This is a genomic window from Actinomadura sp. 6K520, from assembly GCF_004349245.1.
Taxonomy (GTDB): Bacteria; Actinomycetota; Actinomycetes; order Streptosporangiales; family Streptosporangiaceae; genus Spirillospora.
This window is the reverse complement of record NZ_SMLC01000030.1, coordinates 13,709-28,728: the sequence shown is the minus strand read 5'-3', so window position 1 is coordinate 28,728 and position 15,020 is coordinate 13,709. Positions and strand designations below refer to the sequence as shown.

17 protein-coding genes are annotated in these 15,020 nt (G+C 72.2%); 10 read left to right on the top strand and 7 right to left on the bottom strand.

The genetic code is table 11. The features are described 5' to 3' along the window. The first annotated feature begins 24 nt into the window (after positions 1-24). The 6 genes from E1289_RS10915 (at position 25) to E1289_RS10890 (ending at position 5,268) form a co-directional block, all read left to right on the top strand. The gene (locus E1289_RS10915) at positions 25-1,743 is read left to right on the top strand and encodes a GAF domain-containing sensor histidine kinase (RefSeq protein ID WP_131978430.1); all 1,719 of its coding nucleotides are present in this window, start codon (positions 25-27) and stop codon (positions 1,741-1,743) included. A 170-nt stretch (positions 1,744-1,913) separates the two neighbouring features. Continuing rightward, positions 1,914-2,477 carry a DoxX family membrane protein gene (locus tag E1289_RS10910; RefSeq protein WP_131978427.1) on the top strand — a complete coding sequence of 188 codons (564 nt, stop codon included), beginning with the start codon at positions 1,914-1,916 and terminating at the stop codon, positions 2,475-2,477. Positions 2,478-2,670: 193 nt separating this feature from the next. Continuing rightward, the gene (locus E1289_RS10905; RefSeq protein WP_131978424.1) at positions 2,671-3,084 is read left to right on the top strand and encodes an OsmC family protein; all 414 of its coding nucleotides are present in this window, start codon (positions 2,671-2,673) and stop codon (positions 3,082-3,084) included. 28 nt (positions 3,085-3,112) lie between these two features. Beyond that, positions 3,113-3,958 carry a universal stress protein gene (locus E1289_RS10900; protein ID WP_131978421.1) on the top strand — a complete coding sequence of 282 codons (846 nt, stop codon included), beginning with the start codon at positions 3,113-3,115 and terminating at the stop codon, positions 3,956-3,958. A gap of 64 nt (positions 3,959-4,022) precedes the next feature. Beyond that, a complete protein-coding gene (locus tag E1289_RS10895; protein ID WP_207928898.1) occupies positions 4,023-4,496 on the top strand; it encodes a cyclic nucleotide-binding domain-containing protein in 474 nt (157 codons plus the stop codon). A 34-nt stretch (positions 4,497-4,530) separates the two neighbouring features. Then, entirely contained in the window at positions 4,531-5,268 is a 738-nt protein-coding gene (locus E1289_RS10890; protein WP_131978418.1) for a VOC family protein, read from the top strand. A gap of 3 nt (positions 5,269-5,271) precedes the next feature. Here the strand turns inward: E1289_RS10890 and E1289_RS10885 are convergent, their stop codons facing one another. Continuing rightward, positions 5,272-6,636, bottom strand: coding sequence for a wax ester/triacylglycerol synthase family O-acyltransferase (locus tag E1289_RS10885; protein ID WP_131978415.1), 1,365 nt, complete (start codon positions 6,634-6,636; stop codon positions 5,272-5,274). Positions 6,637-6,859: 223 nt separating this feature from the next. Here E1289_RS10885 and E1289_RS10880 point away from each other — a divergent pair, with 223 nt between their 5' ends. From E1289_RS10880 to E1289_RS10865, 4 genes are all read left to right on the top strand, one after another. After that, positions 6,860-7,870 (top strand): hypothetical protein, encoded by a 1,011-nt coding sequence (locus tag E1289_RS10880; protein ID WP_131978412.1) that lies wholly within the window; start codon positions 6,860-6,862, stop codon positions 7,868-7,870. 148 nt (positions 7,871-8,018) lie between these two features. Further along, positions 8,019-8,420, top strand: coding sequence for a hypothetical protein (locus tag E1289_RS10875; RefSeq protein ID WP_131978409.1), 402 nt, complete (start codon positions 8,019-8,021; stop codon positions 8,418-8,420). A 34-nt stretch (positions 8,421-8,454) separates the two neighbouring features. Next, positions 8,455-8,790 (top strand): MmcQ/YjbR family DNA-binding protein, encoded by a 336-nt coding sequence (locus E1289_RS10870; RefSeq protein ID WP_131978406.1) that lies wholly within the window; start codon positions 8,455-8,457, stop codon positions 8,788-8,790. Positions 8,791-8,924: 134 nt separating this feature from the next. After that, positions 8,925-9,332, top strand: a complete 408-nt coding sequence (locus tag E1289_RS10865) for a nuclear transport factor 2 family protein (protein WP_131978403.1) — start codon at positions 8,925-8,927, stop codon at positions 9,330-9,332. Positions 9,333-9,365: 33 nt separating this feature from the next. Here E1289_RS10865 and E1289_RS10860 read toward each other — a convergent pair whose 3' ends face one another. The 6 genes from E1289_RS10860 to E1289_RS10835 all read right to left on the bottom strand — a co-directional run bounded on the left by E1289_RS10860 (position 9,366) and on the right by E1289_RS10835 (position 14,936). Further along, positions 9,366-9,818, bottom strand: coding sequence for an arsenate reductase ArsC (locus tag E1289_RS10860; RefSeq protein ID WP_131978400.1), 453 nt, complete (start codon positions 9,816-9,818; stop codon positions 9,366-9,368). Further along, positions 9,818-10,447, bottom strand: coding sequence for an arsenate reductase ArsC (locus E1289_RS10855; protein WP_131978397.1), 630 nt, complete (start codon positions 10,445-10,447; stop codon positions 9,818-9,820). Before E1289_RS10855 ends, E1289_RS10860 begins: the two co-directional genes overlap by 1 nt. Next, entirely contained in the window at positions 10,444-11,544 is a 1,101-nt protein-coding gene (arsB, locus tag E1289_RS10850; protein WP_131978394.1) for an ACR3 family arsenite efflux transporter, read from the bottom strand. Before arsB ends, E1289_RS10855 begins: the two co-directional genes overlap by 4 nt. Next, the gene (locus E1289_RS10845; RefSeq protein ID WP_131978391.1) at positions 11,541-11,855 is read right to left on the bottom strand and encodes a metalloregulator ArsR/SmtB family transcription factor; all 315 of its coding nucleotides are present in this window, start codon (positions 11,853-11,855) and stop codon (positions 11,541-11,543) included. The genes arsB and E1289_RS10845 overlap by 4 nt, the downstream gene beginning before the upstream one ends. Positions 11,856-11,943: 88 nt before the next feature. After that, a complete protein-coding gene (locus E1289_RS10840; RefSeq protein ID WP_165970426.1) occupies positions 11,944-13,179 on the bottom strand; it encodes an MFS transporter in 1,236 nt (411 codons plus the stop codon). An 80-nt stretch (positions 13,180-13,259) separates the two neighbouring features. Continuing rightward, a complete protein-coding gene (locus E1289_RS10835; protein ID WP_131978386.1) occupies positions 13,260-14,936 on the bottom strand; it encodes an FAD-dependent oxidoreductase in 1,677 nt (558 codons plus the stop codon). Between the last annotated feature and the right edge of the window lie 84 nt (positions 14,937-15,020).

The window sequence follows — 15,020 nt, the reverse complement described above, 5'->3', positions numbered from 1 at the left end:
CGCCGACTGGGGAATACTGACCGGGTGGCTGAAGAGGCGGATATCGGTTCGGACCGGGCGCGGCTGATCCTGCCGCAGTTGCAGCTCGACGAGCTCCTGCGGGAGCTCCAGACGCGGCTGGAGGCGGCTCGGGCGACGCGTGACCGCGTGCACGCGCTGCTGGAGGCCGTGGTCTCCATCGGCAGTGACCTGGAGCTGGAGACGGTGCTGCGGCGCATCACCGAGGCCGCCACGACCCTGGTCGACGCGCGGTACGGGGCCCTCGGCGTGATCAGCGACGAGGGGGAGCGGCTCATCCAGTTCGTCACGGTGGGCGTGGGCGAGGAGGAGATCGAGGCGATCGGGAACTGGCCGCACGGGCACGGCATCCTCGGGCTGCTGATCCGCGAGCCGCACGCCATCCGGCTGCCCGACCTGGGCGAGCACCCCGACTCCCACGGGTTCCCGCCGAACCATCCGCCGATGCGCACGTTCCTCGGGGTGCCGATCCGGGTGCGCGACGAGGTGTTCGGCAACCTCTACCTGACCGAGAAGGCCGGCGGCGGCGAGTTCGAGGACGAGGACCAGGTCGTGGTGACCGCGCTGGCCACCGCGGCGGGCGTGGCGATCGAGAACGCCCGGCTGTACGAGGAGACGCGGCGGCGGGAGCGGTGGCTGGACGCGTCGCGGGAGATCTCCACGGCGCTGCTGTCGGGCACCGACCCGCAGGAGGTGAGCGCGCTGGTGGCGCAGCGGGCCCGGGAGGTCGCCGACGCCGCGCTGTCGGCGGTGGCGCTGGTCGAGGAGGGCGCCACGAAGTTCGTGGTGGAGGCCGCCTACGGCGAGGGTGCCGACGCCCTGCGCGGGCTGCGGGTGCCGCTGGACCATTCGATCGCGGGTCCCGTGTTCGCCGAAGGGGTCCCGCTGCGGCTGGCCGACGGCAGCGAGGGCGCCCGCGAGGCGAACGTGCCGGCGCAGGTTCGGGTCGGGCCCCTGCTGGTGGTGCCGCTCGGGGTGGGGAACTCGGCGCGCGGGGTCATCTCGGTGCTCAACCCGCCCGGCGGCGCGGCCTTCACCGAGGGGACGCAGCGGCTGCTGGAGACGTTCGCCGGGCAGGCGGCGGTGGCGCTGGAACTGGCGGAGCGGCGCAGCGACGCCGAGCGCCTGACGCTGCTGGAGGACCGCGACCGGATCGCCAAGGACCTGCACGACACCGTCATCCAGCGGCTGTTCGCCACGGCGATGACGCTGATGGCGACGCTCAAGCTGGTGCAGCGCAAGGAGGTGGCGGTCCGGGTGCAGCGGGCGGTGGACGACCTCGACGACACCGTGCGGCAGATCCGCTCGACGATCTTCGCGCTGCAGGGCCCGGAGGACGCCGAGTCGCTGCGCAGCCGCGTGCACGCGCTCATCGACGCGGCGGCGGAGAACCTCGGGTTCGCGCCCTCCGTCCGGCTGGACGGGCTGCTGGACACCTCCGTCGCCGACGACGTCGGCGAGCAGCTGCTGGCCGTCGTCCGGGAGGCGCTGTCCAATGTGGCGCGGCACGCCCGCGCGTCCGAGGCCACCGTGGTCATCGACGTCGGCGAGGACCTGGTGCTGCGCGTCGAGGACGACGGCGTCGGCATCCCCGAGGGCGGCCGCCGCAGCGGGCTGCGCAACCTGGGTGAGCGGGCCGAGAGCCTGGGCGGGTCGTTCGGCACCGACGCACGCGCGGGCGGCGGCACCGTACTGCGCTGGCAGGTCCCGCTCGAGAACGGCTGACCGGGGCCTCTGCGGCTCCCCCACAGGCCCGTCCCCCGCGGGCCTTTCGCATCACCGGCTCGGGGACCTTGGTCCCCCCGGCCGTGCCCCTACGGTCCTATGGCGCCGGACGGCGGGGCGGTTGACTCATAGGTGAAGCGAAAAGGCGATGTGAGGGAAGGCGAGAGGCCATGGCAGTCTCCGAGCACAAGACCCGCAAAGAGCACGGCACTCTGATCCGGGTGGTGACCCCGAGGCCCCTGGCCGAGTCGGCCGCGGCGCGGTACGTCTGGGCGGCGGCCCGGGTGGCGCTGGGCTGGATCTTCGCCTGGGCGTTCGTGGACAAGCTGTTCGGGCTGGGCTACGCGACCCCGGCCGACAAGGCGTGGATCGACGGAGCCAGCCCCACCGAGGGCTTCCTGGCCAACGCGCCGCAGGGCCCGTTCGCCGGCCTCTACAACGACCTCGCCGGGGCGGCCTGGGCCGACTGGCTCTTCATGATCGGCCTCGCCGGTATCGGCGCCGCGCTCATCCTGGGCATCGGGATGCGGATCGCCGCCGCCAGCGGCGCGCTGATGATGGTCCTGATGTGGACCGCCGTTCTCCCCCCGGAGAACAACCCCTTCATGGACGACCACCTGATCTACGCGATCGTTCTCGCCGGACTGGCCCTGGTCAAGGCCGGCGACACCCTGGGCCTGGGCCGCTGGTGGAGCAACACCCGGCTGGCCGAGCGGTTCCCCTTCCTCAAGTGACCGACCGAGACCCGAAGGGCGCCCACCGGACGGTGGGCGCCCTTCGTTCTGCCGCCCGGACGCCGCCGCCCGGACGCCGTCCGATGACCTGTCGCCCCTCGTGGAGGGGACCTTCGGCTCTTAATCGCGGGCTTCGCATGGCGGAGGCTGAAGGTGAGGAAAAAGAAGATCGGCACGCACCGGAGGTGTCGCCATGAGCAAGATGACGGTCATCCATCGAGAGAACGACGCCTTCGCGGTACTGACGCGGGGTCACGTGATCCACGTGGACCAGCCGTACTTCGCCGGCGGCACGGACGCCGGTCCAACGCCGGTCGAGCTGTTCGTGGCGTCCCTGGCCGCCTGCGCGGCGCACTACGCGCGGCGGTACCTGGTGCGGCACGGCCTTCCCGCGGAGGGGCTGGAGGTCACCGCGGACTTCGCCATGAGCGCGAGCGGCCCGGCGCGGGTGTCGCGGATCGGCCTGCGGGTGCATCCGCCCATCCCGCTCCCGGCCGGGAAGACCGAGGGGCTGCGGCGCGCCGTGGAGGCGTGCACGGTCCACAACTCCATCCTCGACGCCCCGCGGATCGGCCTGGAGATCGAGAGCCCGGTCAAGGTCGCGTGACGGCGGCAGAGAAGTCAGGGAGGACGTCATGAGCCATGTGGTCGTCGGCTACGACGGAACCGCCGAGAGCGACCGGGCCCTGCGGTGGGCGGTGGACGAGGCGCGGCTGCGGCGGCTGCCGCTGACGGTCTGCCACGTCTGGCGCTGGCCGTACCCGATCAGCTACATCGATTATGAGGGCGTCGCCATCGTCCGCAGGATGGGCGAGCACCTGCTCGACCACGGCGTGGCGCTGGCCAGGGACCTCGCCCCGGGCCTGAAGGTGCGCAAGCGGCTGCACGACGGCAGTGCCTCCTCGGCGCTGATACACGAGAGCCACGACGCCGAGCTCATCGTGGTCGGCTCCCACGAGCCGGACGAGATGCCCGTGGGGTCGACGGCCCTGCGGGTGCCGGCCCAGGCCGCCCGTCCCGCCGTGGTCGTCCGGTCGGCGGCCACCCGCGACGGGCTGGTCGTCGTCGGCGTGGACGGCTCGGCGGGCGCCGACGCGGCGCTGGCCCTCGGCTTCGAGGAGGCGGCGTTGCGCGGCTGGCGGCTGCGGGCGGTGTACGGCTGCTGGGAGCCCGGCGCGGCGCCCGACGGCGACCTCTCACTGTTCGGCGACGAGGAGAAGCTGCGCCGCGTGTGCGGAACCGTGCTGGAACGGGCGGTGGCGCCCTGGCGGGTGAAGTACCCCTACGTCCAGGCGACCACGTCCCTCGTGGTGGAGCCGCCGCGCGAGGCGCTGCTGGCCGCGGCGGAAGAGGCGACGCTGACCGTGGTCGGCGCCCGCGGCACCGGCGCCGTCGACGCGCTGGCCCTGGGCGCGACCAGCGATGCGCTGCTCAAGCACGCCCCGTGCACGGTCGCCGTCGTGCCGAACCGCGACGGGTGACCCCGGCGGGGACGGCATGAGCGCACCGGGCCGGACGGCCGAAGACCATGGAGGGAGCGAGTCGATGAGCGGGGTGACCGCGGCCGAGCTGGCCCGCGAACCGTTCCTGAGCGGTATGCGGCGTGCCGACCTGACCAGGCTGGCCACGGCCGCCCGCCGCACCGAGTTCCCGGCGGGGCGGCGCATCGTCGGCGAGTCCGACCCGGCGGAACGGTTCTGGCTCGTCCAGGACGGGACCGTGGCCCTGGACCTGCGCCCGCCCGGCCGGGAGCCGGTCGTCGTGGACACCTTCGGGCCGGGCTCCGCGCTGGGCTGGTCGTGGCTGTTCCGCCCGCACCGGTGGCGGTTCGGCGCTTTCGCGCAGACACCGGTCCGGGCGATCGAGTTCGACGGGCGGCTGGTGCGGACCCTCTCCGCCGTCGACCCGTCGCTGGGCTACGAGCTGACGCGCCGCTTCGCCGAACTCGTCGTGGAACGGCTCGAAGCGACCCAGACGCGGCTGCTGGAGGTCTCCCTGGACGAGGCTCCCGTGCCGTAACGGAGCGGGCCCCCGGGAACCTATGATCGGCGGCATGGCGCTGAGACCCGTGCAGGTGAACATCAAGGCCCGCGATGACTCGGCCCTCGGCCGGTTCTGGGCGGATGCTCTCGGCTGGGGCGTCTCCAGCGAGGCACCCGGCGTGACCAACCTCGAACCCGAGGGCGTCGCTTGGCCCGACCCCTCCGGCTTCTACATCGATCTCGTTTCCGTACCCGACCCCGAGACGGTGAAGTACCGCGTCCACATCGACCTCGCCACCACCTCGGCGGCCCATCAGACGGACCTGGTCGCGCACCTGAAGGACCTCGGTGCGACCCCCGCCGACGTGGGCCAGGGCGACGTCCCGTGGACGGTCCTGGCGGACCCCGAGGGCAACGTGTTCTGCGTGCTGGAACCCCGGGAGACCCTCCGGGACACCGGACCGATCGCCGCGGTGGTGGTCGACTGCGCGGACCCGCGCGCCATGGCCCGGTTCTGGGACGATGCGCTCGAATGGACGCTGCACGAGGTGACCGACGAGCACGCGGTCCTGCGTTCCGCCGACGGCACCGGCCCGTATCTGGAGTTCCTCCGCACGTCCGGTGCGCGGACCTGGTGGAACCGCGTGCACGTGGACCTGCTGCCGATCCCCTTCGACGCCAAGGAGGCGGAGGTGGCCCGGCTGCGTACCCTCGGCGCCACCGACGTCGACCTGGGCCAGGGCAAGGTCCCGTGGTCGGTGCTGGCCGACCCGGAGGGCAACGAGTTCTGCGTCCTCGGGCGATCCTGACCGTCATGCGGCCTGGACGGCCTCCTTGAGCAGCTCGTCGATGCCGTCGCGGATGCCCGCGGAGAGCGTCTCCAGGTCGGGGACGGCGTCATGGTCGCCGGTTAGCCCGAACGCCAGGCCGCCGTCGTAGGACACGATGCCGACCGAGATGCGCACGCCCGCCGCGATCGGGATGTAGGGGTCGAGCTCCAGCATCCGGCGTCCCATGGCGTAGAGCGGGATCGGCGGTCCCGGGACGTTGGTCACGATCGTGTGGATCAGCGGCTGGCGCCGCCGCAGCGCCGTGTGCGCGGCCGCGGCCAGCAGGCCGGGCGCGGCACCGACCAGCCGCACGAAGGCGTCGAGCCCGGCGGCCTGGTCACGGCTCTTCAGGTCGTCCATCTGCGCGCGGACGAGCGCCAGCCGGCGCAGCGGATCGGGCTCCCCGCACGGCAGGTCGACGGACACCGCCGACACCCGGTTGGAGGGGACGCCGCGCTCGTCGGACGACCGGACGGACACGGGCACCATCGCGCGGACGTACGACTTCTCGTCGAGGATGCCGCGGGCGTCGAGCAGGTCGCGGAACCCGCGCGCCGTGGCGGCCAGGGCCACATCGTTGACCGACCCGCCGAACGTGCGCCGGATGCGGTCGACCTCGTCCAGCTCCGCGTGGGCGCGGGACCAGCGCCGGCGCGGCCCGGTCGGGCCGTTGAGCGAGGACGCCCCGAACCCGGCCAGCCGCGCCGCGTACCCGGGAATCGCGCCCGCGACGGCGACGGAGTCGCGCAGCACGGGCAGGAACAGCCGGGTCGCCTGCCGCTCGAAGCCCCGCAGCCTGTCCGCGATGCCGCCGCGCAGCACGGCCCACGCGGGCGGCTCCGGCTCGGGCGTCCACGCGTGGGGCTGCGCGGGCGCCCGGTCGGGGTCGATGTCGAACAGCGCTCCCAGCAGGTCGATGCCGGCCACGCCGTCCACCATGCAGTGGTGCACCTTGCAGATCAGCGCCCAGCGGTCGTCGGCCAGTCCTTCGACCAGCCATACCTCCCACGGGGAACGGGTGAGGTCCAGGGGACGGCTCAGGATGGCCTGTGCCAGATCCCGCAGGTCCTCCGGAGCGCCGGGCTCGGGGGCCGCCGTCCGCAGCACGTGGTCCTTGATCGCGAAGCGCTGATCGTCCACCCAGACGGGATGGGCGACGTGGAAGGGGACGGTCCGCACGCGCTGCAGGCAGCGCGGCGCGAGCCGGAGCCCGGCGAAGACCTGGCGCACCAGATCCGGATATTCGGGCGCCGGCCCCTCGAAGACCGTCACCGTGCCGATCTGCAGGGGCGTCGAGTCGTTCTCGGCGAAGAACATGCCGGCGTCCAGCGCGTTCATCCGTTCCATGGTCCACCGTCCTCAAGAGAGGTTCCGTCTCAAGCCAACCCCTTCCGGGCCGCCGTCCCCAGTGGCATTGGCCCCGCGACCGGCGGGACGAAGGTCCCCGGCACGCACGCCTGAGACCGGGTAGGTCAAAAGTCCCGACATATGGGACTTTGGGCAGGCTGCCGGTTCGACCCCGCCGCGGGACGCTGAAGGTGCCGGACACTCACGGCTGGAGGTCATCGAAATGATCAACGCTACGCGCACCGCGGCGAAGCCCCGGGACACGAACGAACGGCCCGATCTGGCGGCACGCTTCGTCGTGCGCGCCGCGATCCAGGCACCGTCCATCCACAACACCCAGCCGTGGGGTTTCGTCGACCGCGCCGACGGGCTGGAACTCTGGGCCGACCGGACGCGGCTGCTGCCGATCACCGACGCGGCCGGGCGCGAGATGGCGATCAGCTGCGGCGCGGCCCTGTTCAACGCGCGGCTGGCCGTCCGGCGCCTCGGCTTCACCGCGCGGGTCCGGCTGCTGCCCGACCCGGCGCGCCCCGACCTGCTGGCCCGCATCACCTGGGGGACGCGAACGGCGGCGCGGCCGTACGAGGAGCGGCTGTTCCGCGCGATCAGCCGCCGGCACACGCACCGCGGACCGTTCCTGGCGACCCCGCTGCCGCCCATGCTGCCGAACGTCCTGGCGGGCATCGCCCGGCACGAGGGGGCCGACCTCCGCCTGATCTCGGACGCGGACCAACTCCGCCGGCTGGCCGAACACGTCCAGGCGGCCGAGGCGATCCAGCTGGCCGACGCCCGTATTGCCGACGAGCTGCTGGACTGGGCGGTCCCGCCGCACAGCAGACGCCGCGACGGTCTCGCTCCGGACTCCCTACCGGCCACACCGGACGGCCTGGAGTTCCCGTCCCGGGAGTTCTTCGCCGGGACGCCATGGGCTCCCCGGCACCACGGCCCGCCCACCGGCACCGCGGGGACGGTGGCCGTGCTGACCACCCGGGAGGACAGGCGGGTGGACTGGCTGCAGGCCGGTCAGGCCCTCCAGCACGTACTGCTGCACGCGGCGACACTGCAGGTGAGCGCGGCCTTCCACACGCAGCCGCTGGAACTGCCCTACCTGCGCGTGGCGGTACGCCGTGACCTGGTCTGCGGACACCCCCAGATGGTGCTGCGCCTAGGCCATGCCCCAAGGACTCTGCGCACCCGCCGACGCCCTGTCACGAACGTTCTCCTCGGCGAGTAGCGTCCCCCGGCGCCGCGGGCCCTTCGTCCTTCGAGCCGGGACTTACATCCCTACTCGCGCGCAACTCCGCTCGCGATGGTGGATGCATGCGACCCGTCCCGGCGTGGCTGACGACGCCCGGGGCGCCGCCACAAGACGCGGAGGAATCATGACCTGCACCGGTGTCGAGCCAGTGGAGACGGCCGTCCTGGACGTTCGGCTACGCGAGCATCACCGGCGCTGCCTGCCCGCCCTGAGCAGGCTCAGGATGCTGGCCAAGGACGGCTGGGAAACGAAGGTCGACGTACGAGCGGCCACCGCCGAGGTAATGGGCGAACTGAGCGCCGCCGAGTCGATCCTGCTCGCCGCCCTCGCCGGAAACGTCCGCCGAGACGCCCTCGCGAATTTCCTGGGCCGCCGCGTCAACCGCCTGGCGATCGTCGCCGAACACGCCGCCGCGACGGCGGACGCCAAGGACCTGCCCGCCCTGCGGCGCCTGCTCTACCAGTTCCACGCCCTGGCCGAAGCAATGTGGAAAGTGCAACTGAGCCTCCAGACACCGAACCCCTGACACAGTGTCCGACCCGGCTGGTACAGATTCGGGTATGCGCGCTGAAGAGTTCCTGCACGTGGTCCTCGGCTTGCCGGAGGTCACCGAGCGCGAGGCGTTCTCGAACATGACCGGCTTCCGGGTCTGCGACAAGGGGTTTTGCTACCTCGACGAGGGCGAGGGCATCGTCATGCTCAAAGCCACCCGGGAAGAGCAGGTCGCCCTCGTCGCCGAAGACCCGGCCACCTTCTCCCCGTCCTGGGCCAGCGGACGCTTCGCATGGGTACAGGTCAAGCTGGCCACCGTCGACCCAGAGGAACTGACCGAACTGGTCACCGAAGCCTGGCGCCTGTCAGCCCCCAAACGCCTCACCAACGCGCTCCGCACCTGAGCAGCCCATAAGACGCGACCCCCTTGACGGCCTTGGGGTGACAAGTGGCGCTCGGGAGCAGCCAGATTAAACCCTACGGGGGTACAGTAGGCTGTTCCCACTGTAAGCGTATGACGTACTCCTCAAGGGGACATATGGGCATCAGCTCCGAGCGCGATCTCGTCGAATTCATCGTCGACTACACCCGGGACATGGCCCTCTCAGAGGAAGAGCCCGGCACGATCCTTGACCGCTACTTCGTTCCGGACTTCGAGTACTGCAACGACGGCCTGGTGATCGACCGGCAGCGGATGATCGACCACGTCCGCCCCGTCCGCAAGAACGTGGACAAGGCGGCCATGGCGGCCAATGACAACGCCGGTGTCGAGGTCCACCAGGCTCTGGTCCGCGGTGACCAGATAGCCGCACGCTGGACACTCCGCACCACACTGCGCAAGGGCAAGACCTTCACCGCGGAGATCTACATGTTCGGCCGCCTGGCACCCGACGGCCGAATCCAGCGGATCGATCAGACCAACCGGCAACTCGACGACCAGCCGTGACTCCCAGGCCACGACCTACCTCCCCGCCTGGCCCTATCGGTGATCGCGTTCGTCGGCTTGGCCGGTGGTGGGTCCGGCGGTGAGTTCGGCGGTGAGTTCGGCGGTGAGCCGCTCGATGCGGGTGCGGATCTCGTCGCGGATGGGGCGGACGGCGTCGACGCCTTGGCCGGCCGGGTCGTCGAGTTCCCAGTCGAGGTAGCGCTTGCCGGGGAAGACGGGGCAGGTGTCGCCGCAGCCCATGGTGATGACGACGTCGGAGGCCTGGACGGCGTCGACGGTGAGGATCTTGGGGCTTTCGGCGGAGATGTCGATGCCCTCCTCGGCCATCGCCTGGACGACGGCGGGGTTGACCTGGTCGGCGGGGGCCGATCCGGCGGAGCGGACCTCGACCCTGTCGCCGGCGAGGTGGGTGAGGTAGGCGGCGGCCATCTGGGACCGTCCGGCGTTGTGGACGCAGACGAACAGCACGCTGGGCTTGTCGGGCATCAGGTTCCTCGCTGGTCGAGCGTGGTGAGCAGGTCGGTGACGAGCAGGTCGAGTTCGTCGCGGATGCGGCGGACTTCGGGCGGTGGCCGGTGGGCGGGGTCGGGGACGGCCCAGTCCAGGTAGCGGGTGTGCGGGAGGAGCGGGCAGGCGCCGCCGCAGCCGAGCGTGACCACCAGGTCGGCGGCACCGACCAGTTCGTCGGTCAGCGGCTTGGGGAACTCGGCCGAGATGTCCACGCCGATCTCGGCCAGCACGTCCACGATGGCCAGTTCCAGTTCGGCCGCCGGTGCGGTGCCGGCCGACCGGGCGTGGACGCGTCCTTTCCCGCGGGCCAGGGCGAGCGCGGCGGCCATCTGGGAGCGTCCGGCGTTGGCGTCGCAGACGAACAGCACCTCGGGGACGGGTTTGCCGAGCCGCCCCTCCGCCTGGGCGAGCGCGGTCAGCCGTTCGGCGGTGAAACGTTCCGCCATCACCACCAGGTGGGTATCGACCCGCGAGGTGGCGCGCAACTGTTCGTAGGAGTCGATGGCCAGCCGCAGGATGGTGTCGGCCGACACCACGCCGTGGAAACGGGGGGCGAGCCGGGCGGCGATCCGCTCGAACACCGCCTGGCCGGGCGGGGCGGTCATGTCGTCCTCGCCGGCCGGGTCGTGAAGCGGCGGCGGAGCCACAGCGAGACGTACACCAGGGCGACGAGGACCGGGACCTCGATGAGCGGCCCGACCACCCCGGCCAGCGCCTGGCCGGAGGTCACGCCGAAGGTGCCGATGGCCACGGCGATGGCCAGCTCGAAGTTGTTGCCGGCGGCGGTGAACGCCAGCGTCGCGGTGCGGTCGTAGGGCAGGCGGATGGCGCGGCCGAGCGCGAACGATCCGCCCCACATGAGGGTGAAGTAGACCAGCAGCGGGACGGCGATGCGGGCGACGTCGGCGGGCCGGCCGGTGATGGTGTCGCCCTGGAGCGCGAACAGGATGACGATGGTGAACAGCAGCCCGTACAGGGCGACCGGGCCGATGCGGGGCAGGAAGCGCGTCTCGTACCACTCGCGTCCGCGGGCCTTCTCGCCGGTGCGGCGGGTGAGGTAGCCGGCCAGCAGCGGGATGCCGAGGAACACCAGCACGTTGACGACGATCTTGCCGGTGGAGAAGTGCACGTCGTCGGTGTCCAGGCCGAGCCAGCCGGGGAGCACCTTGAGGTAGAACCAGCCCAGCGCGCCGAACGCGACGACCTGGAAGACCGAGTTGAGGGCGACCAGGACGGCGGCGGCCTCGCGGTCGCCGCGGGCCAGGTCGTTCCAGATGATGACCATGGCGATGCAGCGGGCCAGCCCCACGATGATCAGGCCGGTGCGGTACTCGGGCAGGTCGGGCAGGAACGTCCAGGCCAGCGCGAACATCACCGCCGGTCCGATGAGCCAGTTGAGCACCAGCGAGGAGACCATCAGGCGGCGGTCGCCGGTGACGGTGTCGAGCCGGTCGTAGCGGACCTTGGCCAGCACCGGGTACATCATGACCAGCAGCCCGAGTCCGATGGGCAGGGAGATGCCGCCGATCTCGACCTTGGACAGCGCGTCGTCCAGTCCGGGCACCGCACGGCCGAGGCCGAGACCGAGTGCCATGGCGGCGATGATCCACACGGGCAGGAAGCGGTCCAGCGCGGACAGTCGGCTCACCAGGCCGGACTCGGCGGTGTCAGTCTGCGGCGTCGCCGGTTCGGTGGTGGTCACGGGCAGGGCCTCCTGATGTCGCTGTCACGAGTGGTGCGGGCTTCCGCCGCCAGGTCGCCGAGCCGTGCGGCCAGGGCGTCCAGCGCCTCGGGGCGCAGCCGGTAGTAGGTGAAGCGGCCGCAGGGTTCGCTCTCCACGAGCCCCGCGTCCTTCAGCACCCGCAGGTGGTTGGAGATGTTGGTCTGCCTGGCACCGGTCTCCTCCACCAGGTGGCAGGTGCACAGCGCCTCGCCGGCGAGCAGGGTCACGATGCGCGCACGGAGGGGGTCCGCCAGGACCCGCAACACATCAGTCTCAACTGACATCACCATAGGATGATACGTTAGCAGCCGCCTGGCGCCGGGTCAGGGCCGATGACCGCCGTCCAGCAGGATCAGCGCGCTGCCGTGGATCGGTCGGTCACGTCCGGTGCGAGGAGTCCCGTTGTGGCGGGTCGGGGGCGCTGGCCAGGAGTGCGGCGAGGGCCGCGGCGAGCGCGAGGACGGTGAAGAGGGCGGGGTAGCTGCCGAGGGCGTCGGCGAGGGCGGCTCCGGCCCAGGGGGCGAGGGCGGTGGCGACGGTGACGGGGGCGGCCAGGATGCCCGAAAGGGTGCCGTAGGCGGCGATGCCCCAGCGGTCGGTGACGGCGGTGGCCTGCAGGAGTGTGGCGATACCGCGGGTGATGCCCGCCAAGACCACGACGGCGATGAGCAGTTGCATCGGGCCTGGGATGAGTGCCAGGGCGGCGGTGGTGGCGGCGGAGAGGCCGAGTATCCAGGCGGTGCGGCCGCGGACGCTGGTGCGCCTCGACAGCGGGCGGTAGCACAGGCGGCCGGCGACCTGGCCGATGCCGCCCAGGCCGAGTGCCCAGGCGGCCAGAGTGGGGCTGGCGCCGCGGTGGGTGAGCAGCGGGATGAGGTTGATCAGAACCGCGAACATGGCGAACGCGGACAGGGTGAGCGCGATGGCCAGCAGCCAGAACGGGCGGCTGCGCGTGATGTGGCGAACCGCCGGTGGGCGGACGGCATGGGCGGTGCCATGGTCGGTGGCATGGTCGGTGGCATGGTCGGTGGCATGGTCGGCGACGGCCGGCCGAGCGCCGGAGGACCCGGGCCATGGGCGGCGTAGGGCGATGGCGTGCAGCGGGATGGTGACGGCGGCGAGGACACCGGCGAGGGCGAGGTAGACGCCGCGCCAGGTCAAATGCGCCGCGAGGGTGTCGGTGAGCGGAGCGAACACGGTGCTGGCCAGGCCCGCCACCAAGGTGAGGGTGGTCAGGGCGGACAGATGGCGGGGGGCGTAGTAGCGGGTGAGCGCCGCGAAGGCGGGCTGGTAGAGGACGGCCGACATCGCGACTCCGGCCAAGGACCAGGCTGCGGCGAACCAGAGCGGCGACGGCGCCGCCGCCACCGCCACGGTCGCGATCGCGGCCAGGACGGAACCGCCCGTCATCAGGGCGTGCGGGCCGCGGCGGTCCAGGACGCGGCCCACCGGGATGCCGACGAGGGCGGCGACGATGAGCGCGGCGGAGAACGCGGCGGTGATGGCGGGCGTGGACCAGCCGGTGTCGGCGGTGATGACCGGGGCCAGCACCGGAAAGGCGTAGTACAGCACACCCCAACTGGTGATCTCGGTGATACACAGGGCGGCCAGCACACCACGCGCGCCTGAGCCGGTCCCGGCGGCCGAAACCGCCGGGACCGGGAGGGAAGATGCGGTATCCACCGACCGTGGGCTCAGCCTTCGCCGCGTTCGACGTCGCCGGAGTAGCCGTGCACCCGTCCAGTGGCGAATCCGACACCGGCCGGGGCACCCACGCCGACGGTGACCGGTTGCGGTGCCTGCTCCGAGGAGCCGCAGCAGGACGACGGGCTCTCCTCGGCTGCGGGTTCGGCGGCGCAGGAGGTGCCGCATCCGTTCGCTTCCGCACCGGGGAGCTGGTCTTCGGTGACCGGGTCGGTGGAGCAGACGCCGGTTTCGGGGAGGTCGAGCTGGACGGTGTCGGCGGCTTCGCGGTCGCCGGCGAGCGCGGCGGTGATGGAGCGGACCTGCTCGTAGCCGGTGGCCATCAGGAAGGTGGGGGCGCGGCCGTAGCTCTTCATCCCGGCCAGGTAGAACCCGGTCTCGGGGTGGGCGAGGTCGCGTTCGCCGTGCGGCGGGACGGTCCCGCAGGAGTGGAAGTTGGGGTCGATCATCGGTGCGAGCTTGGCCGGCGCCTCGGTGGCGGGATCGAGGTCGAGGCGGATCTCGCGGAGCATGTCCAGGTCGGGACGGAAGCCGGTGGCGGCGACCACGGTGTCGGCGGCGATGGCGTGTTCACCATCGGGGGTGGCGCCGGTGACGGTGACCGGTCCGGGCTCGCCGGGTCCGTCCTCGGGGACGGTGAAGCGGGTGATGGTGAAGCCGCGGACCAGGTCGATCGAACCGGCCTCGACGGCCCGCTTGAGCCGGGTGCCCAGCGCCCCGCGGGCGGGCAGTCCGTCGGCTTCCCCGCCGCCGTAGAGCCGGGTGACGGAGGCGGAGCGGACGACCCAGCTGATGCGGGTTCCCGGGGCCTGCTCGGCGAGTTCGGCCAGCGCGAGAAGGGTGTTGGCGGCCGAGTGCCCCATGCCGACGACCAGGGTGTGGCGTCCGGCGAACCGGTCGCGGTCGCGTCCCAGCACGTCCGGTAGCGGCCCCGCCAGGTAGCGGGCGGCCTGGTCTTCGCCGATGGCGGGCAGGCCGGAGTGGCCGAGCGGGTTGCGGTGTCCCCAGGTGCCGGAGGCGTCGATGACGGCGCGCGCGGTGCGGTCGCGGACCGTCCCCTCGGCGTCGATGGTGCGGACCAGGAGCGGATGCCGGTCGCGGTCGATGGTGCGCGTGGCGTCGATGCCCTGGCGGGTGACGGCGACGACGCGCGTCCCGGTGTGGATGCGGCCCGCCAGCTCCGGGACGCCGGCGAGCGGGACGAGGTAGTCGCGGACGAGTTCGGCACCGGTCGGCAGGTGGTCAGGGTCGGGGGCGGTCCAGCCGGTGGGCTCCAGCAGGCGGCGCGCGGCGGAGTCGGTGTTGTAGCGCCATGGCGAGAACAGCCGGACGTGACCCCATTCGGAGATCGCGGCGCCGACTTCCGGGCCGGCCTCCAGCACGCGGAAGTCCAGGCCGCGTTCGGCCAGGTGCGCGGCGGTGGCCAGCCCGACCGGTCCGGCACCGATCACCAGTACCGGCAGGCCGTCCTCGCCGTCGTGGTCCGCGACGCAGCCGCACCCGGCTTCGGTCTTGGCCTGCAGCAGCGTGGCTCCGGGGTCGACGGGCTGCTCGGCGTCGGTGCAGCAGGCGCTGACGCCGCAGCAACCGCCGCTCTGGGTGGACTGACCGGTGTCCTGGCCCGCCGCGGAGGCGGCGGGCTCGTCCCGGCCGGTGCTGGTGCTCATGGGCGTCTCCTTCGAAGTCACGGCACTGCGTCCTGTTTCGACTAACATCGAATCAGCGCAAGAGTGCATCACTGATTAGATGGA

Excerpts from the sequence above, each read along its gene's own strand:
- E1289_RS10855 (WP_131978397.1), bottom strand. The coding sequence starts at position 10,447 with ATGACCGCCCCGCCCGGCCAGGCGGTGTTCGAGCGGATCGCCGCCCGG.
- E1289_RS10845 (WP_131978391.1), bottom strand. The coding sequence starts at position 11,855 with ATGGTGATGTCAGTTGAGACTGATGTGTTGCGGGTCCTGGCGGACCCC.
- E1289_RS10875 (WP_131978409.1), top strand. The coding sequence starts at position 8,019 with ATGACCTGCACCGGTGTCGAGCCAGTGGAGACGGCCGTCCTGGACGTT.
- E1289_RS10870 (WP_131978406.1), top strand. The coding sequence starts at position 8,455 with ATGCGCGCTGAAGAGTTCCTGCACGTGGTCCTCGGCTTGCCGGAGGTC.
- E1289_RS10885 (WP_131978415.1), bottom strand. The coding sequence starts at position 6,636 with ATGGAACGGATGAACGCGCTGGACGCCGGCATGTTCTTCGCCGAGAAC.
- E1289_RS10835 (WP_131978386.1), bottom strand. The coding sequence starts at position 14,936 with ATGAGCACCAGCACCGGCCGGGACGAGCCCGCCGCCTCCGCGGCGGGC.
- E1289_RS10910 (WP_131978427.1), top strand. The coding sequence starts at position 1,914 with ATGGCAGTCTCCGAGCACAAGACCCGCAAAGAGCACGGCACTCTGATC.
- E1289_RS10865 (WP_131978403.1), top strand. The coding sequence starts at position 8,925 with ATGGGCATCAGCTCCGAGCGCGATCTCGTCGAATTCATCGTCGACTAC.
- E1289_RS10890 (WP_131978418.1), top strand. The coding sequence starts at position 4,531 with ATGGCGCTGAGACCCGTGCAGGTGAACATCAAGGCCCGCGATGACTCG.
- E1289_RS10860 (WP_131978400.1), bottom strand. The coding sequence starts at position 9,818 with ATGCCCGACAAGCCCAGCGTGCTGTTCGTCTGCGTCCACAACGCCGGA.
- E1289_RS10895 (WP_207928898.1), top strand. The coding sequence starts at position 4,023 with ATGAGCGGGGTGACCGCGGCCGAGCTGGCCCGCGAACCGTTCCTGAGC.
- E1289_RS10880 (WP_131978412.1), top strand. The coding sequence starts at position 6,860 with ATGATCAACGCTACGCGCACCGCGGCGAAGCCCCGGGACACGAACGAA.
- E1289_RS10905 (WP_131978424.1), top strand. The coding sequence starts at position 2,671 with ATGAGCAAGATGACGGTCATCCATCGAGAGAACGACGCCTTCGCGGTA.
- E1289_RS10900 (WP_131978421.1), top strand. The coding sequence starts at position 3,113 with ATGAGCCATGTGGTCGTCGGCTACGACGGAACCGCCGAGAGCGACCGG.